Source organism: Streptomyces sp. NPDC090798, from assembly GCF_044768965.1.
GTDB lineage: Bacteria > Actinomycetota > Actinomycetes > Streptomycetales > Streptomycetaceae > Streptomyces.
In genome coordinates this window covers 322751-338963 of record NZ_JBIVXA010000009.1, presented here as the reverse complement: position 1 = coordinate 338963, position 16213 = coordinate 322751, and the positions used below count along the sequence as shown (strand labels likewise).

Here is a 16213-nt window from a genome sequence, read left to right as displayed (position 1 = left end):
CCCCTGGGGCGGGGCTACGCCCCGAATACCCCGCCCGCCCGAAGTTGATAGTCCGCGGGCGCGTGAGGGCCGGGCGCGCAGTTCCCCGCGCCCCTGGGGCGGGGCTACGCCCCGAATACCCCGCCCGCCCGAAGTTGATAGTCCGCGGGCGCGTGAGGGCCGGGCGCGCAGTTCCCCGCGCCCCTGGAGGGCCGGAGGCCGAATCTCCACCCGCCCCCGTTCGCTCCGCCCACCCGGGCCCGCGTCTTCAGCCCGTCCGGCGTTTGAGGACGAGGCCGTTCAGGCCGATGTGGGGGTTCGGGGTCGAAGGGGCGGAGCCCCTGGGGATGGGACGGGTAGGGGCGGCGGGGGCGGGACAGGGTGGTTGCGGGTCCGCCGGTGGGTCAGCCCGCCACCGACACCGAGGGCTCGCCGGAGGCGATACCGTCGGCCTCCATCTGCTCGGCAAGCTTCATCGCTTCCTCGATGAGCGTCTCGACGATCTTCGACTCGGGGACCGTCTTGATGACCTCGCCCTTGACGAAGATCTGCCCCTTGCCGTTGCCGGAAGCGACGCCGAGGTCGGCCTCGCGGGCCTCGCCCGGACCGTTCACCACGCAGCCCATGACGGCGACGCGGAGGGGGACCTCCATGCCCGTCAGACCGGCGGTGACCTCTTCCGCCAGCTTGTACACATCGACCTGGGCACGCCCGCAGGACGGGCAGGAGACGATCTCAAGACCGCGCTGCTTGAGGTTCAGCGACTCCAGGATCTGAAGACCGACCTTGACCTCCTCGGCGGGCGGCGCCGACAGGGACACCCGGATCGTGTCGCCGATGCCCTCGGAGAGCAGCGCCCCGAACGCCACCGCCGACTTGATCGTGCCCTGGAAGGCGGGACCCGCCTCCGTCACACCGAGGTGCAGGGGGTAGTCGCACGCCGCCGCCAGCTGGCGATACGCGTTGACCATGACGACCGGGTCGTTGTGCTTGACCGAGATCTTGATGTCCCGGAAGTCGTGCTCCTCGAAGAGGGACGCCTCCCAGAGGGCGGACTCGACGAGCGCCTCGGGGGTCGCCTTGCCGTACTTCTGGAGGAGCCGCCTGTCGAGCGACCCCGCGTTGACGCCGATCCGGATCGGGGTGCCGGTGTCCTTCGCGGCCCGCGCGATCTCCTTGACCTGGTCGTCGAACTGCTTGATGTTGCCGGGGTTCACACGGACGGCCGCACAGCCCGCGTTGATCGCCGCGAAGACGTACTTCGGCTGGAAGTGGATGTCCGCGATGACCGGGATCTGGGACTTGCGGGCGATCGTGGCGAGCGCGTCGGCGTCGTCCTGGGTCGGGCAGGCCACCCGTACGATCTGGCAGCCCGAGGCCGTCAGCTCGGCGATCTGCTGCAGCGTGGCGCCGATGTCCGACGTACGCGTGGTCGTCATCGACTGCACCGAGACGGGTGCGTCTCCACCCACGGCCACGGTTCCGACCTGGATCTGCCGGCTCTTCCGACGCTCGGCGAGCTTGGTCGGAACGGACGGCATGCCGAGAGAAATCGCAGTCATCTGCTGTGCAACCCCAAGTTGTGGATCAAGGTCCCGGAATCGTGGGCTCCAGGCTCCGAGATTACGGCACCGGCGCACGCCCGAGCACATCACGCCCCTAAACCCACCCAACGGATGGCGGCCGGGCACCCAGGGTGTCCGGCCGCCACGAACGGTGTCTTGCGAAGAGACCGCCTAGGAGATTTTCACCGGGTTAACAACGTCCGCGATCAGGACGAGGATCGTGAAGCAGACGAAGATTCCGGCCACCACGTAGGCCACCGGCATCAGCTTCGCCACGTCGAACGGGCCCGGGTCCGGCCGCCTCAGCACCTTCGCCGCGTTCCGCCGCAGCGACTCCCACAGCGCGCCCGCGATGTGCCCGCCGTCGAGCGGGAGCAGCGGGAGCATGTTGAACAGGAACAGGGAGAGGTTGAAGCCCGCGACCAGCAGCAGCATCATCGCGACCTGCTGCGACGCCGGGATGTCGAGAGTGAAGACATCACCGCCGATACGGGCCGCGCCGACCACGCCCATCGGGGAGTCCGCCTTGCGCGGGCCGTCACCGAAGGCCGCGTTCCACAGGTCGGGGATCTTGCCGGGCAGCGAGACCAGCGACTCGACGCCGTTCTGCATCATGTCGCCCATGCGGTTCACGGACTGGCCGAAGGACTGCTGGACGATGCCGGAGGCGGGCGTGAAGCCGAGGAAGCCGGCGTACACGTACTTGCCCTCGACATAGCCGCCGTTGCCGTCGGTCTTGCTGACCTGGTTCTTGATCAGGTGAGCGGTCAGGTCGACCTTCTGGCCCCCCCGCTCGACGGTGAGCGTGACGTCCTTGCCGGGGTTGGAGCGGATGTCGGACTGGAGGGCCGACCAGTCGTCGATCGCCTTGCCGTTGAACGCGACGATCTTGTCGCCGCCCTTGAGCCCGGCGGCCTTGGCGGGCGCGGCCTGGTCGCTCGCCGCGCACTTCGACCGGTTCTCGCTCTGCTGGATGACACAGTCCGAGACCTTGCCGACCGTCGTGGTCTGGGTCTGCACCCCGAACGTCATCATCACGCCGAGGAAGATCGCGACGGCCAGGACGAGGTTCATGAACGGGCCCGCGAACATCACGATCACGCGCTTCCACGGCTTGCGCGTGTAGAAGAGGCGGGTCTCGTCGCCGGGCTGGAGCTCCTCGAAGGCGGCCGACCTGGCGTCCTCGATCATGCCCCGGAAGGGGGAGGTGGAGCGTGCCTCGATACGGCCGTCCGGGCCGGGCGGGAACATCCCGATCATGCGGATGTAGCCGCCGAGCGGGACCGCCTTCACCCCGTACTCGGTGTCACCCTTCTTCCGTGACCAGATGGTCGGCCCGAAGCCGACCATGTACTGCGGCACACGGATGCCGAAGAGCTTGGCCGTCGACAGATGTCCCAGCTCGTGCCAGGCGATCGAGATGAGCAGGCCGACCGCGAAGACGACTATGCCGAGGATCATCATCAGGGTCGTCATGCACGAGCCTCCGCGGTTGTCGTCTGTGCCATTGGTGCTGTCCGTGCCGTCTGTGCGGTCAGTTCACGGGCCCGGGCGCGCGCCCAGGTCTCCGCTTCGAGGACGTCCGCCACGGTCAGGGAAGTTCCCGTTCCGGGCGTGCCGTGTTCCTCGACGACCCGGGTGACGGTCTCCATGATCCCGTTGAACGGCAGGGCGCCGTTCAGGAACGCGTCCACGCACTCCTCGTTGGCGGCATTGAACACCGCCGGGGCCGTGCCCGCGAGCTGCCCCACGTGCCGGGCGAGCCCGACGGAGGGGAACGCGTCGTTGTCGAGCGGGAAGAACTCCCAGCTCGACGCCTTGGTCCAGTCGAAGGCCAGCGCCGCGTCCGGGACGCGTTCGGGCCAGCCGAGGCCGATGGCGATCGGTCCCCGCATGTCGGGGGGCGTCGCCTGGGCCAGTGTCGATCCGTCTGTGTACTCAACCATCGAGTGGACATACGACTGCGGGTGCACGACCACCTCAATGCGATCGAAGGGAATGTCGTAGAGGAGGTGCGCCTCGATGACTTCCAGTCCCTTGTTGACCAAGGTCGCGGAGTTGATGGTGATCACCGGGCCCATGGCCCAGGTGGGGTGCGCGAGGGCCTCGGCGGGAGTGACGTTCGCCAGCTCCGCCTTCGTACGCCCCCGGAAGGGTCCGCCGGAGGCGGTCACGACCAGCTTGCGCACATCGGCACGCGTACCGGCCGCCAGTGCCTGGAAGAGCGCCGCGTGCTCCGAGTCGACCGGGATGATCTGGCCGGGCTTGGCCAGCGCCTTCACCAGCGGGCCGCCGACGATGAGCGATTCCTTGTTGGCGAGCGCGAGGGTGCGGCCCGCTTCCAGGGCGGCGAGGGTGGGGGCGAGGCCGATGGAGCCGGTGATGCCGTTGAGGACGGTGTGGCAGTCGGAGGCGGCGAGCTGGGTGGCGGCGTCCGCCCCGGCCAGGATCTCGGGAAGGGTCTCACCGGGTGCGTACTCGGCGGTGAGCGCCTCCCGCAGCGCCGGCACGACGTCCTCGCGCGCGACCGCGACCGTGCGCACGCGCAGCCGGTGGGCCTGCTCCGCGAGCAGTGCGACCCTGCCGCCGGCGGCGGAGAGCGCGCTCACCCGGAACCGGTCGGGGTTGCGCAGCACGAGGTCGATGGCCTGGGTGCCGATCGAGCCGGTGGAGCCGAGGATCACGACATCCCGGACTCCGTCCACGGGGTCGAAGACGAGATGCGGATCAGCGAGGGGGGCTGGACTGTCGCTCATCCCCCCATTGTGGCCGCTGCGCGACCCGCGCAGGACAGGGCTCCCCTCTTCTCCCTCTTCTGACCCCATTAGCACCCCGACGTACCGGAGGAAGGGAAATCACCCTTTGTGAAACCCGCGTGAAGATCATGTGATAACTCTTCATGCACGTCGTCACTCTCACTGGCCGGTGGACGACCGGCCGGGGTGCGACACCCTGGGGGGTTCTCATGCGGATACGCGCTGCCCTGCCCGCGCTCGCGGGCGCCGTGGCACTGACAGGCACGTTTCTTCTCAGCACTCCGGCGCAGGCGGCCGGCGGTGTGACCATCTATCACGTCTGGTTCGACAGCCCCGGTTCGGACAACCGCTCCAACGCGAGCCTCAACGCCGAGTGGGTGCAGATCAAGAACACCAGTTCGGCGTCGATCTCGCTCAAGGGCTGGATCCTGAAGGACGTCTCGAACCACAGGTACACCTTCCCGAACGTGAAGATCGGGGCGCACAAGACCATGAAGGTGCACACGGGCAGCGGTAGGGACACCGCGGGGGACAAGTACCAAAACCGCCGCGCGTACGTCTGGAACAACACCAGCGACACCGCCACGCTCACCAAGGCGAACGGCGGCAAGGTCGACGCGTGCTCGTGGACGACGCGGGACCCCAGCGACAAGTACTGCTAGCCCCATCCACTGCGGGCCCCCGCGGCCTCACCGCTTGCGGCGGCGCCGCGCCTTGGACCTGCCGGGGCGCGCGCCACCGCGTGACGGCGCGGCGGCCGGCGCGGGGGCAGTCGCGGGCGCGTCGGCGTCCGCCGGGGCGAAGCCGCCCTCGACCACGCCCTCCGCCGTGTCCATGGTGGGGGCCGTGAAGTGCAGGTCCTCGACCCGGTCGCGGCGTTCGAGGGTCCCGGGCGCACCGCCGGAGGCGTCCAGGTTGAAGACGTAGCCGACGGACTCCTCCTTGATGGCGTCGGTCATCGCGCCGTACATGTCGAAGCCCTCGCGCTCGTACTCGACGATGGGTTCCCGGCCGAGCGTCCAGCGCAGGCCGATGCCGTCACGGAGGTAGTCCATCTCGTAGAGGTGCTCGCGCCATTTGCGATCGAGGACGTTGAGGACGACCAGGCGTTCGAGGTCCCGCAGGGCCTCGGCTCCGAGTTCGGCCTCGCGGTCCTCGTAGCGGTCGTGGATGTCCTGGGTGACGGCCTCGGTCAGGTCGTCGGCGGTGAGATTCGCGCGGTCGCCCGCCGCCTCCTCCAGGTCCTCGATCGTGACCCGCACCGGATAGAGCTGCTTGAAGGCGCCCCACAGCCGCTCCAGGTCCCATTCCTCGGGAAAGCCCTCGCTGGTCTCCTGTTCGATGTACGCCCGCACGGTGTCGTCCATGAAGTGCAGGAGCTGTTCGCGCAGGTCCTCCCCGGCCAGGACGCGGCGGCGCTCGGCGTAGATGAGGGTGCGCTGCCGGTTGAGCACCTCGTCGAACTTCAGGACGTCCTTGCGGGACTCGAAGTGCTGCTGCTCGACCTGGGCCTGGGCGGAGGCGATGGCGCGGGTGACCATCTTGTTCTCGATGGGGATGTCGTCGGGGACGTTCGCCATGGACATCACGCGGTCCACGACCTGGGCGCGGAACAGGCGCATCAGGTCGTCCTCCAGGGAGAGGTAGAAGCGGGAGGCGCCGTTGTCGCCCTGGCGCCCCGAGCGGCCGCGCAGCTGGTTGTCGATACGGCGGGACTCATGGCGCTCGGTGCCCAGCACATAGAGCCCGCCGAGCTCCTTGACCTCCTCGTACGCCGCCCCGACCGCGGCGGTGACGCGCTCGCGCACCTCGCGGCAGGCGTCGGGGTGCTCCTCCTCGGTGAGTTCGCGCTTCTCCAGCTCGGCGGCTATGACGGACTCGGGATTGCCACCGAGCATGATGTCGGTGCCGCGGCCCGCCATGTTGGTGGCGACGGTGACGGCGCCCTTGCGGCCCGCCTGGGCCACGATCTGGGCCTCGCGCTGGTGGTTCTTGGCGTTGAGCACCTCGTGCCGGATACCGCGCTTCCTGAGCAGCGCGGAGAGCAGTTCGGACTTCTCCACCGACGTGGTGCCGACGAGGATCGGCTGCCCCTGGGCGTGCCGCTCGGCGATGTCCTCCACGATCGCGGCGTACTTGGCGTCCACGGTGCGGTAGATCTGGTCGGGGTCGTCGGCGCGCTTCGGGGGCCGGTTGGTCGGGATCGGCACGACCTGGAGCTGGTAGATCTGGTGGAACTCCGCCGCTTCCGTCATCGCCGTGCCGGTCATGCCGGCGAGCTTCTCGTAGAGGCGGAAGAAGTTCTGCAGGGTGATCGTGGCGAGGGTCTGGTTCTCGTCCTTGATCGTCACCCCTTCCTTCGCCTCGATCGCCTGGTGCAGCCCCTCGTTGTAGCGGCGGCCCGCGAGGATGCGGCCGGTGTGCTCGTCGACGATCAGCACCTCGCCGTCCACGACCACGTAGTCCTTGTCCCTCTTGAAGTGCTCCTTGGCCTTCAGGGCGTTGTTGAGGTGCCCGATGAGGGAGGTGTGGTCGGACTCGTACAGGCTCTCGATGCCGAGCTGGTCCTGGAGGTACTCGACGCCCCGGTCCAGGATCGCGACGGTGCGTTTCTTGGGGTCGTACTCGTAGTCGTACGTGGCCCGCAGCGCCGCCAGTTCCTCCTTCTCGGACGGCCGGGTGAAGAGTTCCTCCTGGACGCGGACGCCCTTCATCCGTCGTACGAGCCCCGCGAACGCCTCGTACCACTGGGTGGGCTGGTCGGCGGGACCGGAGATGATCAGCGGGGTGCGGGCCTCGTCGATGAGGATGGAGTCGGCCTCGTCGACGATCGCGAAGTGGTGGCCGCGCTGCACGAGTTCGTCCCTCGACCAGGCCATGTTGTCGCGCAGGTAGTCGAAGCCGAACTCGGTGTTGGTGCCGTAGGTGATGTCGCAGGCGTACTGGGCGCGGCGCACGGCGGGCGTCGACTCGGACTTGATGACACCGACGGTCAGGCCCAGGAAGCGGTAGGCGCGGCCCATCCACTCGGCGTCGCGCTCGGCGAGGTAGTCGTTGACCGTGACGAGGTGGACTCCCTTGCCGGACAGGGCGTTCAGATAGACGGGGAGGGTGGCGACGAGGGTCTTGCCCTCCCCCGTCTGCATCTCCGCGATGTCGCCGAGATGCAGCGCCGCGCCGCCCATCACCTGGACGTCGAAGTGGCGCATGCCCAGGGTGCGCCTGGCCGCCTCGCGCATCGCGGCGAAGGCCTCCGGCAGTAGGTCGTCCAGGCTCTCGCCGTCGGCGTGGCGCTGTTTGAACTCCGGGGTGAGGGCCTGGAGTTCCTCGTCCGACAAGGCCCTGAACTCCTCCTCCAAGGAGTTGACCTGATCGACGACGCGCTGGAGCCTGCGCAGCACACGGCCCTCGCCGGCCCGCATGATCCTGCCGGTGATGATGTCCAGACCTTTGCCCGGCATAGGAATTCCCCCAGAACTAAACGGCGTCCACGAGCATCCGAATCCAGTGATTGGCTCGTTGCAGAATGTGGACGCCCTGCTGATTCGCTGTGATCACCTCGCGCAGGACGGGATCGTCGACCACGTCGAGCGCGCTCTTGAGGAGTTGCTGGATGACGGGCCGCTCCCCCGGCCGACCGGCGTCCAGCAGACCGTCGACGTCACGGAGGTCGATGCGCCGGATCCGTACGGCGTCGAAGGAGGGCACCGGCGGGCGCGGCTCCAAGTCGACCAGGGCGAGCGCGCAGTCGTTGAGGAGAACCGCGAGGGCGTCGCGATGGCCCTCGAAGGTCTCGGGCGCGGCTTCGCGAAGCTTCTGCGCCAGCGGCCGCACTTCTTTGCGGACGGTCCGCAGGGCCCGTACGAGATCAGGTTCGTCGAGCTGAAGCCTGGCCTCGGCGCGGGCGCGCGTCAGTTGCGCGGAAAGGCCGTGACCGTGTTCTTCCCCGATTCCTTGGCGCATCTGCCGTCCCCGTTCGCCATTCTCCTCATTGTTGACGCACATATTCGGTGCGGCAAGCGTCGGAATGGCGAACCGGGGCGGCAGTGAATTCCTGGGGAAAAGGTCAGCGAATGGGGCGGTGGACGTTTTCCTTCCGGCTGGGGCCGGGTGTCGCGTCGGCGATCCAGGGGCCTTCCCCGGACGGGTCGATCACGCCCTCCTCCAGCCATTCGTACGTGCCCGCCAGTACGCCCTTGACGACCTTGCGGTCGAGCTCGTCGGTGTTGCTCCACAGCCGGCCGAAGAGTTCGTCGACGCGGATGCGGGACTGGCGGCAGAAGGCGTCGGCGAGCTGGTAGGCCTCGCGGCCGTGCTGCCCGGTGAGGCGCAGGTGTTCGGCGCGGACGCAGGCCGCGCTCATCGCGAAGAGCTCGGCGCCGATGTCGACGATCCGGCCCAGGAAGCCCTGCTTGGTCTCCATGCGGCCCTGCCAGCGGGACATGGCGTAGAAGGTGGAGCGGGCGAGCTTGCGGGCATTGCGCTCGACGTAGCGCAGATGCGGGGAGAGATCCACGTGCCGGTTGAACTCGCCGTACGAGCGGGGGAGTTGCCCCGGCCCCGCGACCAGTTTCGGCAGCCACTTGGCGTAGAAGACACCCGCGTTCGCGCCTGCCTTCGCCTTGTCCGAGAGGGACTTGTCGGGGTCGATGAGGTCACCGGCGACCGACAGGTGGGCGTCGACGGCCTCGCGGGCGATCAGCAGGTGCATGATCTCCGTGGAGCCCTCGAAGATGCGGTTGATGCGCAGGTCGCGCAGGATCTGCTCGGCGGGCACCGCCCGCTCGCCGCGCGCCGCCAGCGACTCGGCGGTCTCGAAGCCGCGGCCGCCGCGGATCTGGACCAGCTCGTCGGCCATCAGCCAGCCCATCTCGGAGCCGTACAGCTTGGCGAGGGCGGCCTCGATACGGATGTCGTTGCGGTCCTCGTCGGCCATCTGGGAGGACAGGTCGACGACGGCTTCGAGGGCGAAGGTGGTGGCCGCGATGAAGGAGATCTTGGAGCCGACGGCCTCGTGGAAGGCGACCGGCTTGCCCCATTGCTCGCGGGCCGCCGACCACTCGCGGGCGATCTTCAGACACCATTTGCCCGCGCCGACGCACATGGCGGGGAGCGAGAGGCGGCCGGTGTTGAGGGTGGTGAGGGCGATCTTCAGGCCCGCTCCCTCCGGGCCGATCCGGTTCGCCGCCGGGACCCGGACCTGGTGGAAGCGGGTGACGCCGTTCTCCAGGCCACGCAGGCCCATGAAGGCGTTGCGGTTCTCGACGGTGACGCCCTCGGAGCCGGCCTCCACCACGAACGCCGTGATGCCGCCCTTGTGCCCCTCGGACTTCGGGACGCGCGCCATGACGACCAGGAGGTCCGCGACCACGCCGTTGGTCGTCCAGAGCTTCACTCCGTCGAGGACGTACTCGTCGCCGTCCGGCACGGCGGCCGTGGCGAGCCGCGCCGGGTCGGAGCCCACGTCCGGCTCGGTGAGGAGGAAGGCCGAGATGTCGGTGCGGGCGCAGCGCGGCAGGAAGACGTCCTTCTGCTCCTGGGTGCCGAAAAGCTTCAGCGGCTGCGGCACGCCGATCGACTGGTGCGCGGACAGCAGCGCGCCGATCGCCGGGTTCGCGGAGCCGACGAGGGCGAGCGCCTTGTTGTAGTACACCTGGGTGAGGCCGAGGCCTCCGTACTTGGTGTCGATCTTCATGCCGAGGGCGCCGATGTCCTTGAGGCCGTCGATGACCTCGTCCGGGATCTGCGCCTCGCGCTCGATACGGGCCGAGTCGATCTTCGTCTCGCAGAAGTCGCGCAGCTTGGCGAGGAACTCCTCGCCGCGCTGTACGTCGTCCTCGGCGGGCATGGGGTGCGGGTGGATCAGGTCGAGGCGGAAGCGGCCGAGGAACAGTTCCTTGGCAAAGCTGGGCTTGCGCCAGTCCTGTTCGCGGGCCGCCTCCGCGACCTGTCGTGCCTCACGTTCAGTGACGGTGGGCTGGTGGGGTGTTGCGGACATGAGGCTCACCTCGCCGCGCATAGGGATCTTGGGGACCTTCGTTACCGATCGGTGCTACTCGATCGTATTTACCCGAATACGGGTGAGCCCACCAGTCCTCGCGCGCGTTCGAGTGAACGTGTACCCCATGGGTTTGGGCTGATGTCAGCCGATGTCGACCGAGTACGCCTTGGTGTCCAGCCGTCCCGAACCGCGGAAGACCTCGCTGCCCGACTCGACGCCGGAGAGGTACTTGTCGTTGCCGAGCAGCTTGCGGCGGACCAGGGCCTGGGTGAAGTCGTCGAGGTCGAGGGAGGCCTTGGTGGTGTTGGTGCGGCGGACGAAGGAGTACACCTTCCAGCCGATGTCGCCCTGGTAGATGTCCCACATGGCGCCGTCGAGGCTCACACTGCCGTACTTGGTGCCGAGGGGGCCCGCACCGCCCTGCCGGTTGAGCCAGACCATGATTTCGTCGGTGGGCTGGTCCTGCCAGTCCGCGTTGTTCTTGGCGTGCAGCCACAGGTCGTACGCGACGTTCATGGTCCCGGGGTTGGAACTGACCGAAAACTCCCAGCTGGTCTTGACCGGCTTGCGGTCGCCGACCCGGACGGGCAGTTCGGTGGCCGCCTTGTCGGTCTTCCAGCCCCAGTGCCAGCCGAGCACGGTACTGGCGTACGACTTGACGCTGTTCTCCTTGCCGGCCTCGCTGGTCCAGGTGTAGTTCGTGCCCCAGCCGATGGTGTCGCCGGAGCGCGAGGTGTCCCAGACGCACTGGGTGCCCGTGCCGTCGTCCTGCCCCCAGAGGTTGTTGTTGACGTAGTACTTGCCCATCGTGACGGTGTCGAAGGCGCCGCACTTCTTGCTGGCCTCGCCTGCCTGGGCGACGGTGACGCCCGCGGCGGCCGCGAGCGCCACCGTTCCCGCGAGCATCGTCTTCGCCTTCTTGGACAGGCGCGGTCGGCGGTGTTGCATCGGGGGTCCTTCCGGAAGGGTCTGCTTACGCCTTCTCAGTGACCACCGCGGCTCGAAAGGTTGCCGCCGCATCGAGGAGGGGGCGCGGGGGCCGCCGGCGTCGCGCGACCGGGGGACACGTCCGGCAGACATGGCGAAGTCCGGCGCGGGAAACGTACCGGCGCACGACACTGGAAACACGCCCAAGCACGGCACGGCGAACGCGCCGTCGCGCCGCACGACAACGACTCCCGACCCGCACCGCAAGAATCCTGTCGAAGCGCTTCGACAACCTATGGACACCCACCACCCGTCGAGCTACTGTCGAGCCACCCTCACACGCCGTTGTCCGCAATGCGCACTGTCGAAGCGCTTCACACAATGCTTGGAGAGCTGGATGGTCACCCTCGCCGAGGTCGCCCAGCACGCCGGAGTCTCGGCGAGCACGGTGAGCTATGTCCTCAGCGGCAAGCGGTCCATCTCCGCGAACACCCGGCAGCGGGTCGAGCGGAGCATCCAGGAGCTCGGCTACCACCCCAACGCGGGCGCCCGGGCCCTGGCGAGCAGCCGGTCCAACATCATCGCGCTGATGGTCCCGCTCCGTACCGACATGTACGTACCCGTGATGATGGAGATCGCCATCGCGGTGGCGACCCACGCCCGCACGCACGGCTACGACGTTCTGCTGCTCACCGGCGAGGAGGGTCCCGACGCCGTGCGCCGCGTCACCGGCAGCGGGCTCGCCGACGCGATGATCCTGATGGACGTGGAGCTCGACGACGAACGGCTCCCGCTGCTGCGCCAGACGGACCAGCCCTCCGTACTGATCGGCCTGCCCGCCGACACCTCCGGCCTGACCTGCGTCGATCTCGACTTCGGCGCGACGGGCGCGCTGTGCGCCGAGCACCTCGCACTGCTGGGCCACCGTGACATCGCTGTCATCGGCGAGGCCCCCGCGGTCTACGAGCGGCACACCGGCTTCGCCGAGCGCACCCTCGACGGACTCCGGTCCCGCTCGAGGGAGTTGGGCCTGCGCGTGCTGCACCGCCCCTGCGAGGGCGGGTACGACGCGATGGCCCTGACCCTCGCCCGCATCCTCGACGAGCGCCCCGCCACCACGGGCTTCGTCGTGCAGAACGAGTCCGCGGTCGAGCCGCTGCTCGCGCTGCTGCGCCAGCAGGGCCGGGCCGTCCCCGAGGACGTGTCCGTGATCGCGATCTGCCCGGACCAGGTCGCGACACAAGCCTCGGTGCGGCTGACCTCGGTCGCCATCCCGGCGCAGGAGATGGGCCGGCTCGCCGTGGAGCATCTGATCGTCAAGCTGGAAGGGCACGGCAAGGACGAAGTCGTCCTCATCGCACCCGAGTTGACGGTACGGGCGAGCACGGGCCCGGCGCCGACCGCCGCCTGACCCGGCCCCGCCCCACCCGACTCCGCCCCACCCCGCACTGCCCCACCCCGCACCGCACTGCCCCAGCCCCAGCCCCAGCGTCGTGCCTTCCTCGCCGGGCACCCCCATGTCTGCATGCCTGCATTCCTCATGTCTGCATTCCTTCAGGAGCGCCCCCGTGAATCAGCCTGCCGAAAACCAGACCCAGTCAGGCGCGGTCAGCCTCGCGCAGTCCTCCCCGACCGTCGGCACGTTCCGTGAGCGGGACGGCGCGCTGGAGTGGAGCGGCCGTCAGGAGACCGTCCGTATCGAGCCCTGGGGCCCGGACGCGGTCCGGGTCCGCGCGCGCCTGGGCGGCCCGGTCCTCGAAGGCCTCCCCGGCGCGCTCCTCGACGAGCCGCAGGCGACCGAGAGCACCGTCAAGATCCAGGACGGCGAGGGCCGGCTGACGGTCGGCGCGCTGACCGTCGAGGTCGGCGCCGAGGGCCAGGTCCGCTTCCTCCGCACGGCCGACGGCACGGAACTCCTCGCCGAGGAGCGCGCCCACTTCTGGTGGCCCGGCCCGCGCCTGTACACCCCGACGGGAAACGGCCACCACCGCCTGGAGCAGCGCTTCGCCGCGTACGAGGGCGAGAAGCTGTACGGCCTCGGCCAGCACCAGCACGGGCTGTTCGACCAGAAGGGCGCGGTCCTGGACCTGATCCAGCGCAACGCCGAGGTCACCGTCCCGGTGCTCACCTCCAGCCGCGGCTACACCTTCCTGTGGAACTCCCCCGCGATCGGCCGGGTCGAACTCGCGGGCAACGGCACCCGCTGGGTCGCCGACTCGGCCCGCCAGCTCGACTACTGGATCACCGCGGGCACCCCGGCCGACGCCCAGCGCCGCTACAGCGCCGCCACCGGCCGTACGCCGATGCTGCCCGAGTGGGCGGCCGGCTTCTGGCAGTGCAAGCTGCGCTACCGCACGCAGGACGAACTCCTCGACGTGGCACGGGAGTACAAGCGCCGGGGCCTGCCCCTGTCCGCCATCGTCTGCGACTTCTTCCACTGGACCCACCTGGGCGACTGGAAGTTCGACCCGGCGGAGTGGCCGGACCCGGCGGCGATGCAGCGCGAGCTCGCCGAACTCGGCGTCAAGCTGGTCGTGTCCGTGTGGCCGTCGGTCTCCCCGCTCTCCGAGAACCACCCGCTCATGGAGCAGCGCGGCTACTTCATCGGCACCGAGTACGGCCCGATGGCCCACGCGGACTGGCCCGACAAGGAGGTCGCCTCCACCGTCCAGGTGGCGTTCTACGACGCGACGAACCCCGAGGCCCGTGACTTCCTGTGGTCGCGCGTGAAGGACAACTACCTCGATCCGTACGGCATCTCGGCCTTCTGGCTGGACGCCTGCGAGCCGGAGCTGAAGCCGGGCTTCCAGGAGAACCTGCGCTACCACGCGGGCCCGGGTCTGGAGGTCGGCAACCTCTACCCCCGCGAGAACGCCCGCACCTTCCACGAGGGCATGCTCGCGGCGGGCGAGACCGAGATCGTCACCCTCAACCGCTCGGCGTGGGCGGGCAGTCAGCGCTACGGCGCCGCCCTGTGGTCCGGCGACATCGGCACCGACTTCGCGACCCTGCGCCGCCAGATCGCCGCGGGCCTCAACACCGCGCTCTCCGGCATCCCCTGGTGGAACACCGACATCGGCGGCTTCCACGGCGGCGACCCCGACGACCCGGCGTACCGCGAGGTGATGGTCCGCTGGTTCCAGTTCGGCGCGCTCTCCCCGCTGATGCGCCTGCACGGCTTCCGCGACCCCGGTATGGCGCTGGGCCCCGACATGACCGGCGGCCCGAACGAGGTCTGGTCGTACGGCGAGGAGGCCGGCGCGATCCTGGAGAAGTACCTGCGGCTGCGCGAGCGTCTGAAGCCCTATGTGCTGGACGTCATGCGGGAGGCCCACGAGGAGGGGCTGCCGGTGATGCGCCCGCTGTTCCTGGAGTTCCCCGAGGACCACACGGCCTGGTCGGTCGACGACTCCTACCTCTTCGGCTCCGACCTCCTGGTCGCGCCGGTGCTCACGGCGGGCGCGACGGTGCGTACGGCGTACCTTCCGGCGGGCGCCCGGTGGACCGACGCGTGGACCGGTGAGACGTACGAGGGCGGCACGGCCGTCACCGTCGACGCCCCGCTGGACCGCATCCCGCTGTTCCTGCGGGACGGCGCTCGGCTGCCGGTGACGGAGTAGCCACGCGCGGGTGCGGGGGGCCGGGCGGGCCTCCCCCACCGCCCGTGACGACACTGTTGCCGGAACTGTGGGTTCCATCACAGCCAAGGCGGCCTTGGGCTGCTGGAGTCACCGGATGGTGTACCTGCTCCTGCTACTCGTCCCGGGGGGACTGGTCGCGGCCTTCGCCTTCGTCGGGTACTGCTTCGGCACCCTCGGCCGGATCGGCCTGCGGCGGGCCGACCGCATGGTGTGGCTGCGCGTCCTCGCCGCCCTCATGGGAGCCGCCACGGCCGTCCTGTACGTGTGGGGCCTGGTCCATCTGGTCGGCGCGGTCATGGACGTGGGGGAGAACGGCGCCGACTCGGCACTGCTGCGGCCCTGTCGTGCGCCGGACTGGGAGGAGCGGGCGCAGGACTCCGGCACCGTCGACTACACGGTGCGCTACCTGCCCATCCGGTTCGTCTGTGCGACGGAGGACGGTGACAGCCGTGTCACCGACGCCGTTCCCGACTACCTGAACCCCAGCGTGCTGGGGTTCGCGCTGGCCGGCGCCGGGTGCGCCGGTGCCGCGCGACTCGTATCGCGACGACCCGGCCCCCGCGCGACGCGGGAACCGAGCCACTGATACCCCTGGGGCGTCGGCACCCCTGGGGCGTCGGTCAACTACTGCTGACCGACAGGCTGTTGGTCGCGAAGTCCAGACCGCCGGACGAGGACGTGATCTCGAAGCCGAACTGGAGGTCGCCGATGGTCACGTTGCCGAACCATCCCTTGGTGTCCTTGATCCACTTGAGGATCGGCAGGACGTCGACGGTGCCGGAGCTGGAGTTCGAGGTGCGCACGAAGGAGAAGACGTCGTTGGATCCGTTGTTGCCCTTGTAGACGGTCCAGGTGTGGCCGCCGAGGGTGAGGGTGCCCTGCGAGGTGCCGAGCGGACCGACGGCTCCGGTCTTGTTCACCCAGAGCATGACCTCGTACTTGTAGCCGGTGTCCCAGATGTCGTACGACGTGTTGTACGCGCCGGACGACGGGACCGTGACGTTGTAGCCGCTGCTGAGCGAGCCGAGCGAGGTGATCGACTTGTTGATCACCTTCTTGGCGTTCGGGTACGACTTGATGCCGCCGGTGTTGGGGTGGTTGGCCCAAACTCCCCAGTTTGTACCGGAGTTGGCCCAGATGCACTGGCTGCCCGCGCCGGAGCCCCAGATGTTGTTGTAGAGCGTGTACCCGTTGAGGCTGGTGTTCCCGTACTGCTCGCAGGAGCTCCAGACGGCCGCCTGGGCGGGGGCGGAGGCGAGGCCGACGGTGGCGCCGAGCGCGAGCGCGGGGGCCAGCAGGGCCTTGGCGGCCCTGCCGAGTGTCCGTGTTGCCATGGTGTCCCTT

At 69.1% G+C, this 16213-nt stretch carries 12 protein-coding genes; 4 read left to right on the top strand and 8 right to left on the bottom strand.

Annotated features, from left to right (window positions below; translation table 11 throughout):
• Positions 1 to 383: 383 nt before the first annotated feature.
• From ispG to dxr, 3 genes are all read right to left on the bottom strand, one after another.
• Positions 384 to 1541, bottom strand: coding sequence for a flavodoxin-dependent (E)-4-hydroxy-3-methylbut-2-enyl-diphosphate synthase (gene ispG / locus ACIQTP_RS21910; RefSeq protein WP_067371241.1), 1158 nt, complete (start codon positions 1539 to 1541; stop codon positions 384 to 386).
• Positions 1542 to 1715: 174 nt separating this feature from the next.
• Positions 1716 to 3020: a M50 family metallopeptidase gene (locus ACIQTP_RS21905; RefSeq protein ID WP_402049788.1), complete on the bottom strand. Its 1305-nt coding sequence runs from the start codon at positions 3018 to 3020 to the stop codon at positions 1716 to 1718.
• Positions 3017 to 4300, bottom strand: coding sequence for a 1-deoxy-D-xylulose-5-phosphate reductoisomerase (gene dxr, locus ACIQTP_RS21900; protein WP_403401940.1), 1284 nt, complete (start codon positions 4298 to 4300; stop codon positions 3017 to 3019). Before dxr ends, ACIQTP_RS21905 begins: the two co-directional genes overlap by 4 nt.
• A gap of 209 nt (positions 4301 to 4509) precedes the next feature.
• Between dxr and ACIQTP_RS21895 the strand changes: the two genes are divergently transcribed.
• A complete protein-coding gene (locus tag ACIQTP_RS21895) occupies positions 4510 to 4962 on the top strand; it encodes a lamin tail domain-containing protein (RefSeq protein ID WP_402049782.1) in 453 nt (150 codons plus the stop codon).
• 27 nt (positions 4963 to 4989) lie between these two features.
• Here ACIQTP_RS21895 and secA read toward each other — a convergent pair whose 3' ends face one another.
• From secA to ACIQTP_RS21875, 4 genes are all read right to left on the bottom strand, one after another.
• Positions 4990 to 7761 carry a preprotein translocase subunit SecA gene (secA, locus tag ACIQTP_RS21890; RefSeq protein WP_403401938.1) on the bottom strand — a complete coding sequence of 924 codons (2772 nt, stop codon included), beginning with the start codon at positions 7759 to 7761 and terminating at the stop codon, positions 4990 to 4992.
• Positions 7762 to 7777: 16 nt separating this feature from the next.
• Positions 7778 to 8263, bottom strand: a complete 486-nt coding sequence (locus tag ACIQTP_RS21885) for a hypothetical protein (protein ID WP_403401936.1) — start codon at positions 8261 to 8263, stop codon at positions 7778 to 7780.
• A 103-nt stretch (positions 8264 to 8366) separates the two neighbouring features.
• Complete coding sequence (locus ACIQTP_RS21880) at positions 8367 to 10298, bottom strand: acyl-CoA dehydrogenase family protein (RefSeq protein ID WP_403401935.1); 1932 nt, start codon at positions 10296 to 10298, stop codon at positions 8367 to 8369.
• A gap of 144 nt (positions 10299 to 10442) precedes the next feature.
• Positions 10443 to 11249, bottom strand: a complete 807-nt coding sequence (locus tag ACIQTP_RS21875) for an endo-1,4-beta-glucanase (RefSeq protein ID WP_403401933.1) — start codon at positions 11247 to 11249, stop codon at positions 10443 to 10445.
• A 376-nt stretch (positions 11250 to 11625) separates the two neighbouring features.
• On the opposite strand from ACIQTP_RS21875, the gene ACIQTP_RS21870 reads away from it, so the two are divergent.
• The 3 genes from ACIQTP_RS21870 (at position 11626) to ACIQTP_RS21860 (ending at position 15455) form a co-directional block, all read left to right on the top strand.
• Positions 11626 to 12639: a LacI family DNA-binding transcriptional regulator gene (locus tag ACIQTP_RS21870; RefSeq protein WP_403401931.1), complete on the top strand. Its 1014-nt coding sequence runs from the start codon at positions 11626 to 11628 to the stop codon at positions 12637 to 12639.
• Positions 12640 to 12796: 157 nt separating this feature from the next.
• The gene (locus ACIQTP_RS21865; RefSeq protein WP_403401929.1) at positions 12797 to 14848 is read left to right on the top strand and encodes a TIM-barrel domain-containing protein; all 2052 of its coding nucleotides are present in this window, start codon (positions 12797 to 12799) and stop codon (positions 14846 to 14848) included.
• A gap of 115 nt (positions 14849 to 14963) precedes the next feature.
• Entirely contained in the window at positions 14964 to 15455 is a 492-nt protein-coding gene (locus ACIQTP_RS21860; RefSeq protein WP_403401928.1) for a hypothetical protein, read from the top strand.
• Between the two features lie 34 nt (positions 15456 to 15489).
• On the opposite strand, the gene ACIQTP_RS21855 is transcribed toward ACIQTP_RS21860, so the two are convergent.
• On the bottom strand, positions 15490 to 16203 hold the full coding sequence (locus ACIQTP_RS21855) for a GH12 family glycosyl hydrolase domain-containing protein (RefSeq protein ID WP_168511683.1): 714 nt from the start codon (positions 16201 to 16203) through the stop codon (positions 15490 to 15492).
• Positions 16204 to 16213 lie beyond the last annotated feature (10 nt).

Excerpts from the sequence above, each read along its gene's own strand:
- ispG (WP_067371241.1), bottom strand. The coding sequence starts at position 1,541 with ATGACTGCGATTTCTCTCGGCATGCCGTCCGTTCCGACCAAGCTCGCC.
- ACIQTP_RS21905 (WP_402049788.1), bottom strand. The coding sequence starts at position 3,020 with ATGACGACCCTGATGATGATCCTCGGCATAGTCGTCTTCGCGGTCGGC.
- dxr (WP_403401940.1), bottom strand. The coding sequence starts at position 4,300 with ATGAGCGACAGTCCAGCCCCCCTCGCTGATCCGCATCTCGTCTTCGAC.
- ACIQTP_RS21895 (WP_402049782.1), top strand. The coding sequence starts at position 4,510 with ATGCGGATACGCGCTGCCCTGCCCGCGCTCGCGGGCGCCGTGGCACTG.
- secA (WP_403401938.1), bottom strand. The coding sequence starts at position 7,761 with ATGCCGGGCAAAGGTCTGGACATCATCACCGGCAGGATCATGCGGGCC.
- ACIQTP_RS21885 (WP_403401936.1), bottom strand. The coding sequence starts at position 8,263 with ATGCGCCAAGGAATCGGGGAAGAACACGGTCACGGCCTTTCCGCGCAA.
- ACIQTP_RS21880 (WP_403401935.1), bottom strand. The coding sequence starts at position 10,298 with ATGTCCGCAACACCCCACCAGCCCACCGTCACTGAACGTGAGGCACGA.
- ACIQTP_RS21875 (WP_403401933.1), bottom strand. The coding sequence starts at position 11,249 with ATGCAACACCGCCGACCGCGCCTGTCCAAGAAGGCGAAGACGATGCTC.
- ACIQTP_RS21870 (WP_403401931.1), top strand. The coding sequence starts at position 11,626 with ATGGTCACCCTCGCCGAGGTCGCCCAGCACGCCGGAGTCTCGGCGAGC.
- ACIQTP_RS21860 (WP_403401928.1), top strand. The coding sequence starts at position 14,964 with ATGGTGTACCTGCTCCTGCTACTCGTCCCGGGGGGACTGGTCGCGGCC.
- ACIQTP_RS21855 (WP_168511683.1), bottom strand. The coding sequence starts at position 16,203 with ATGGCAACACGGACACTCGGCAGGGCCGCCAAGGCCCTGCTGGCCCCC.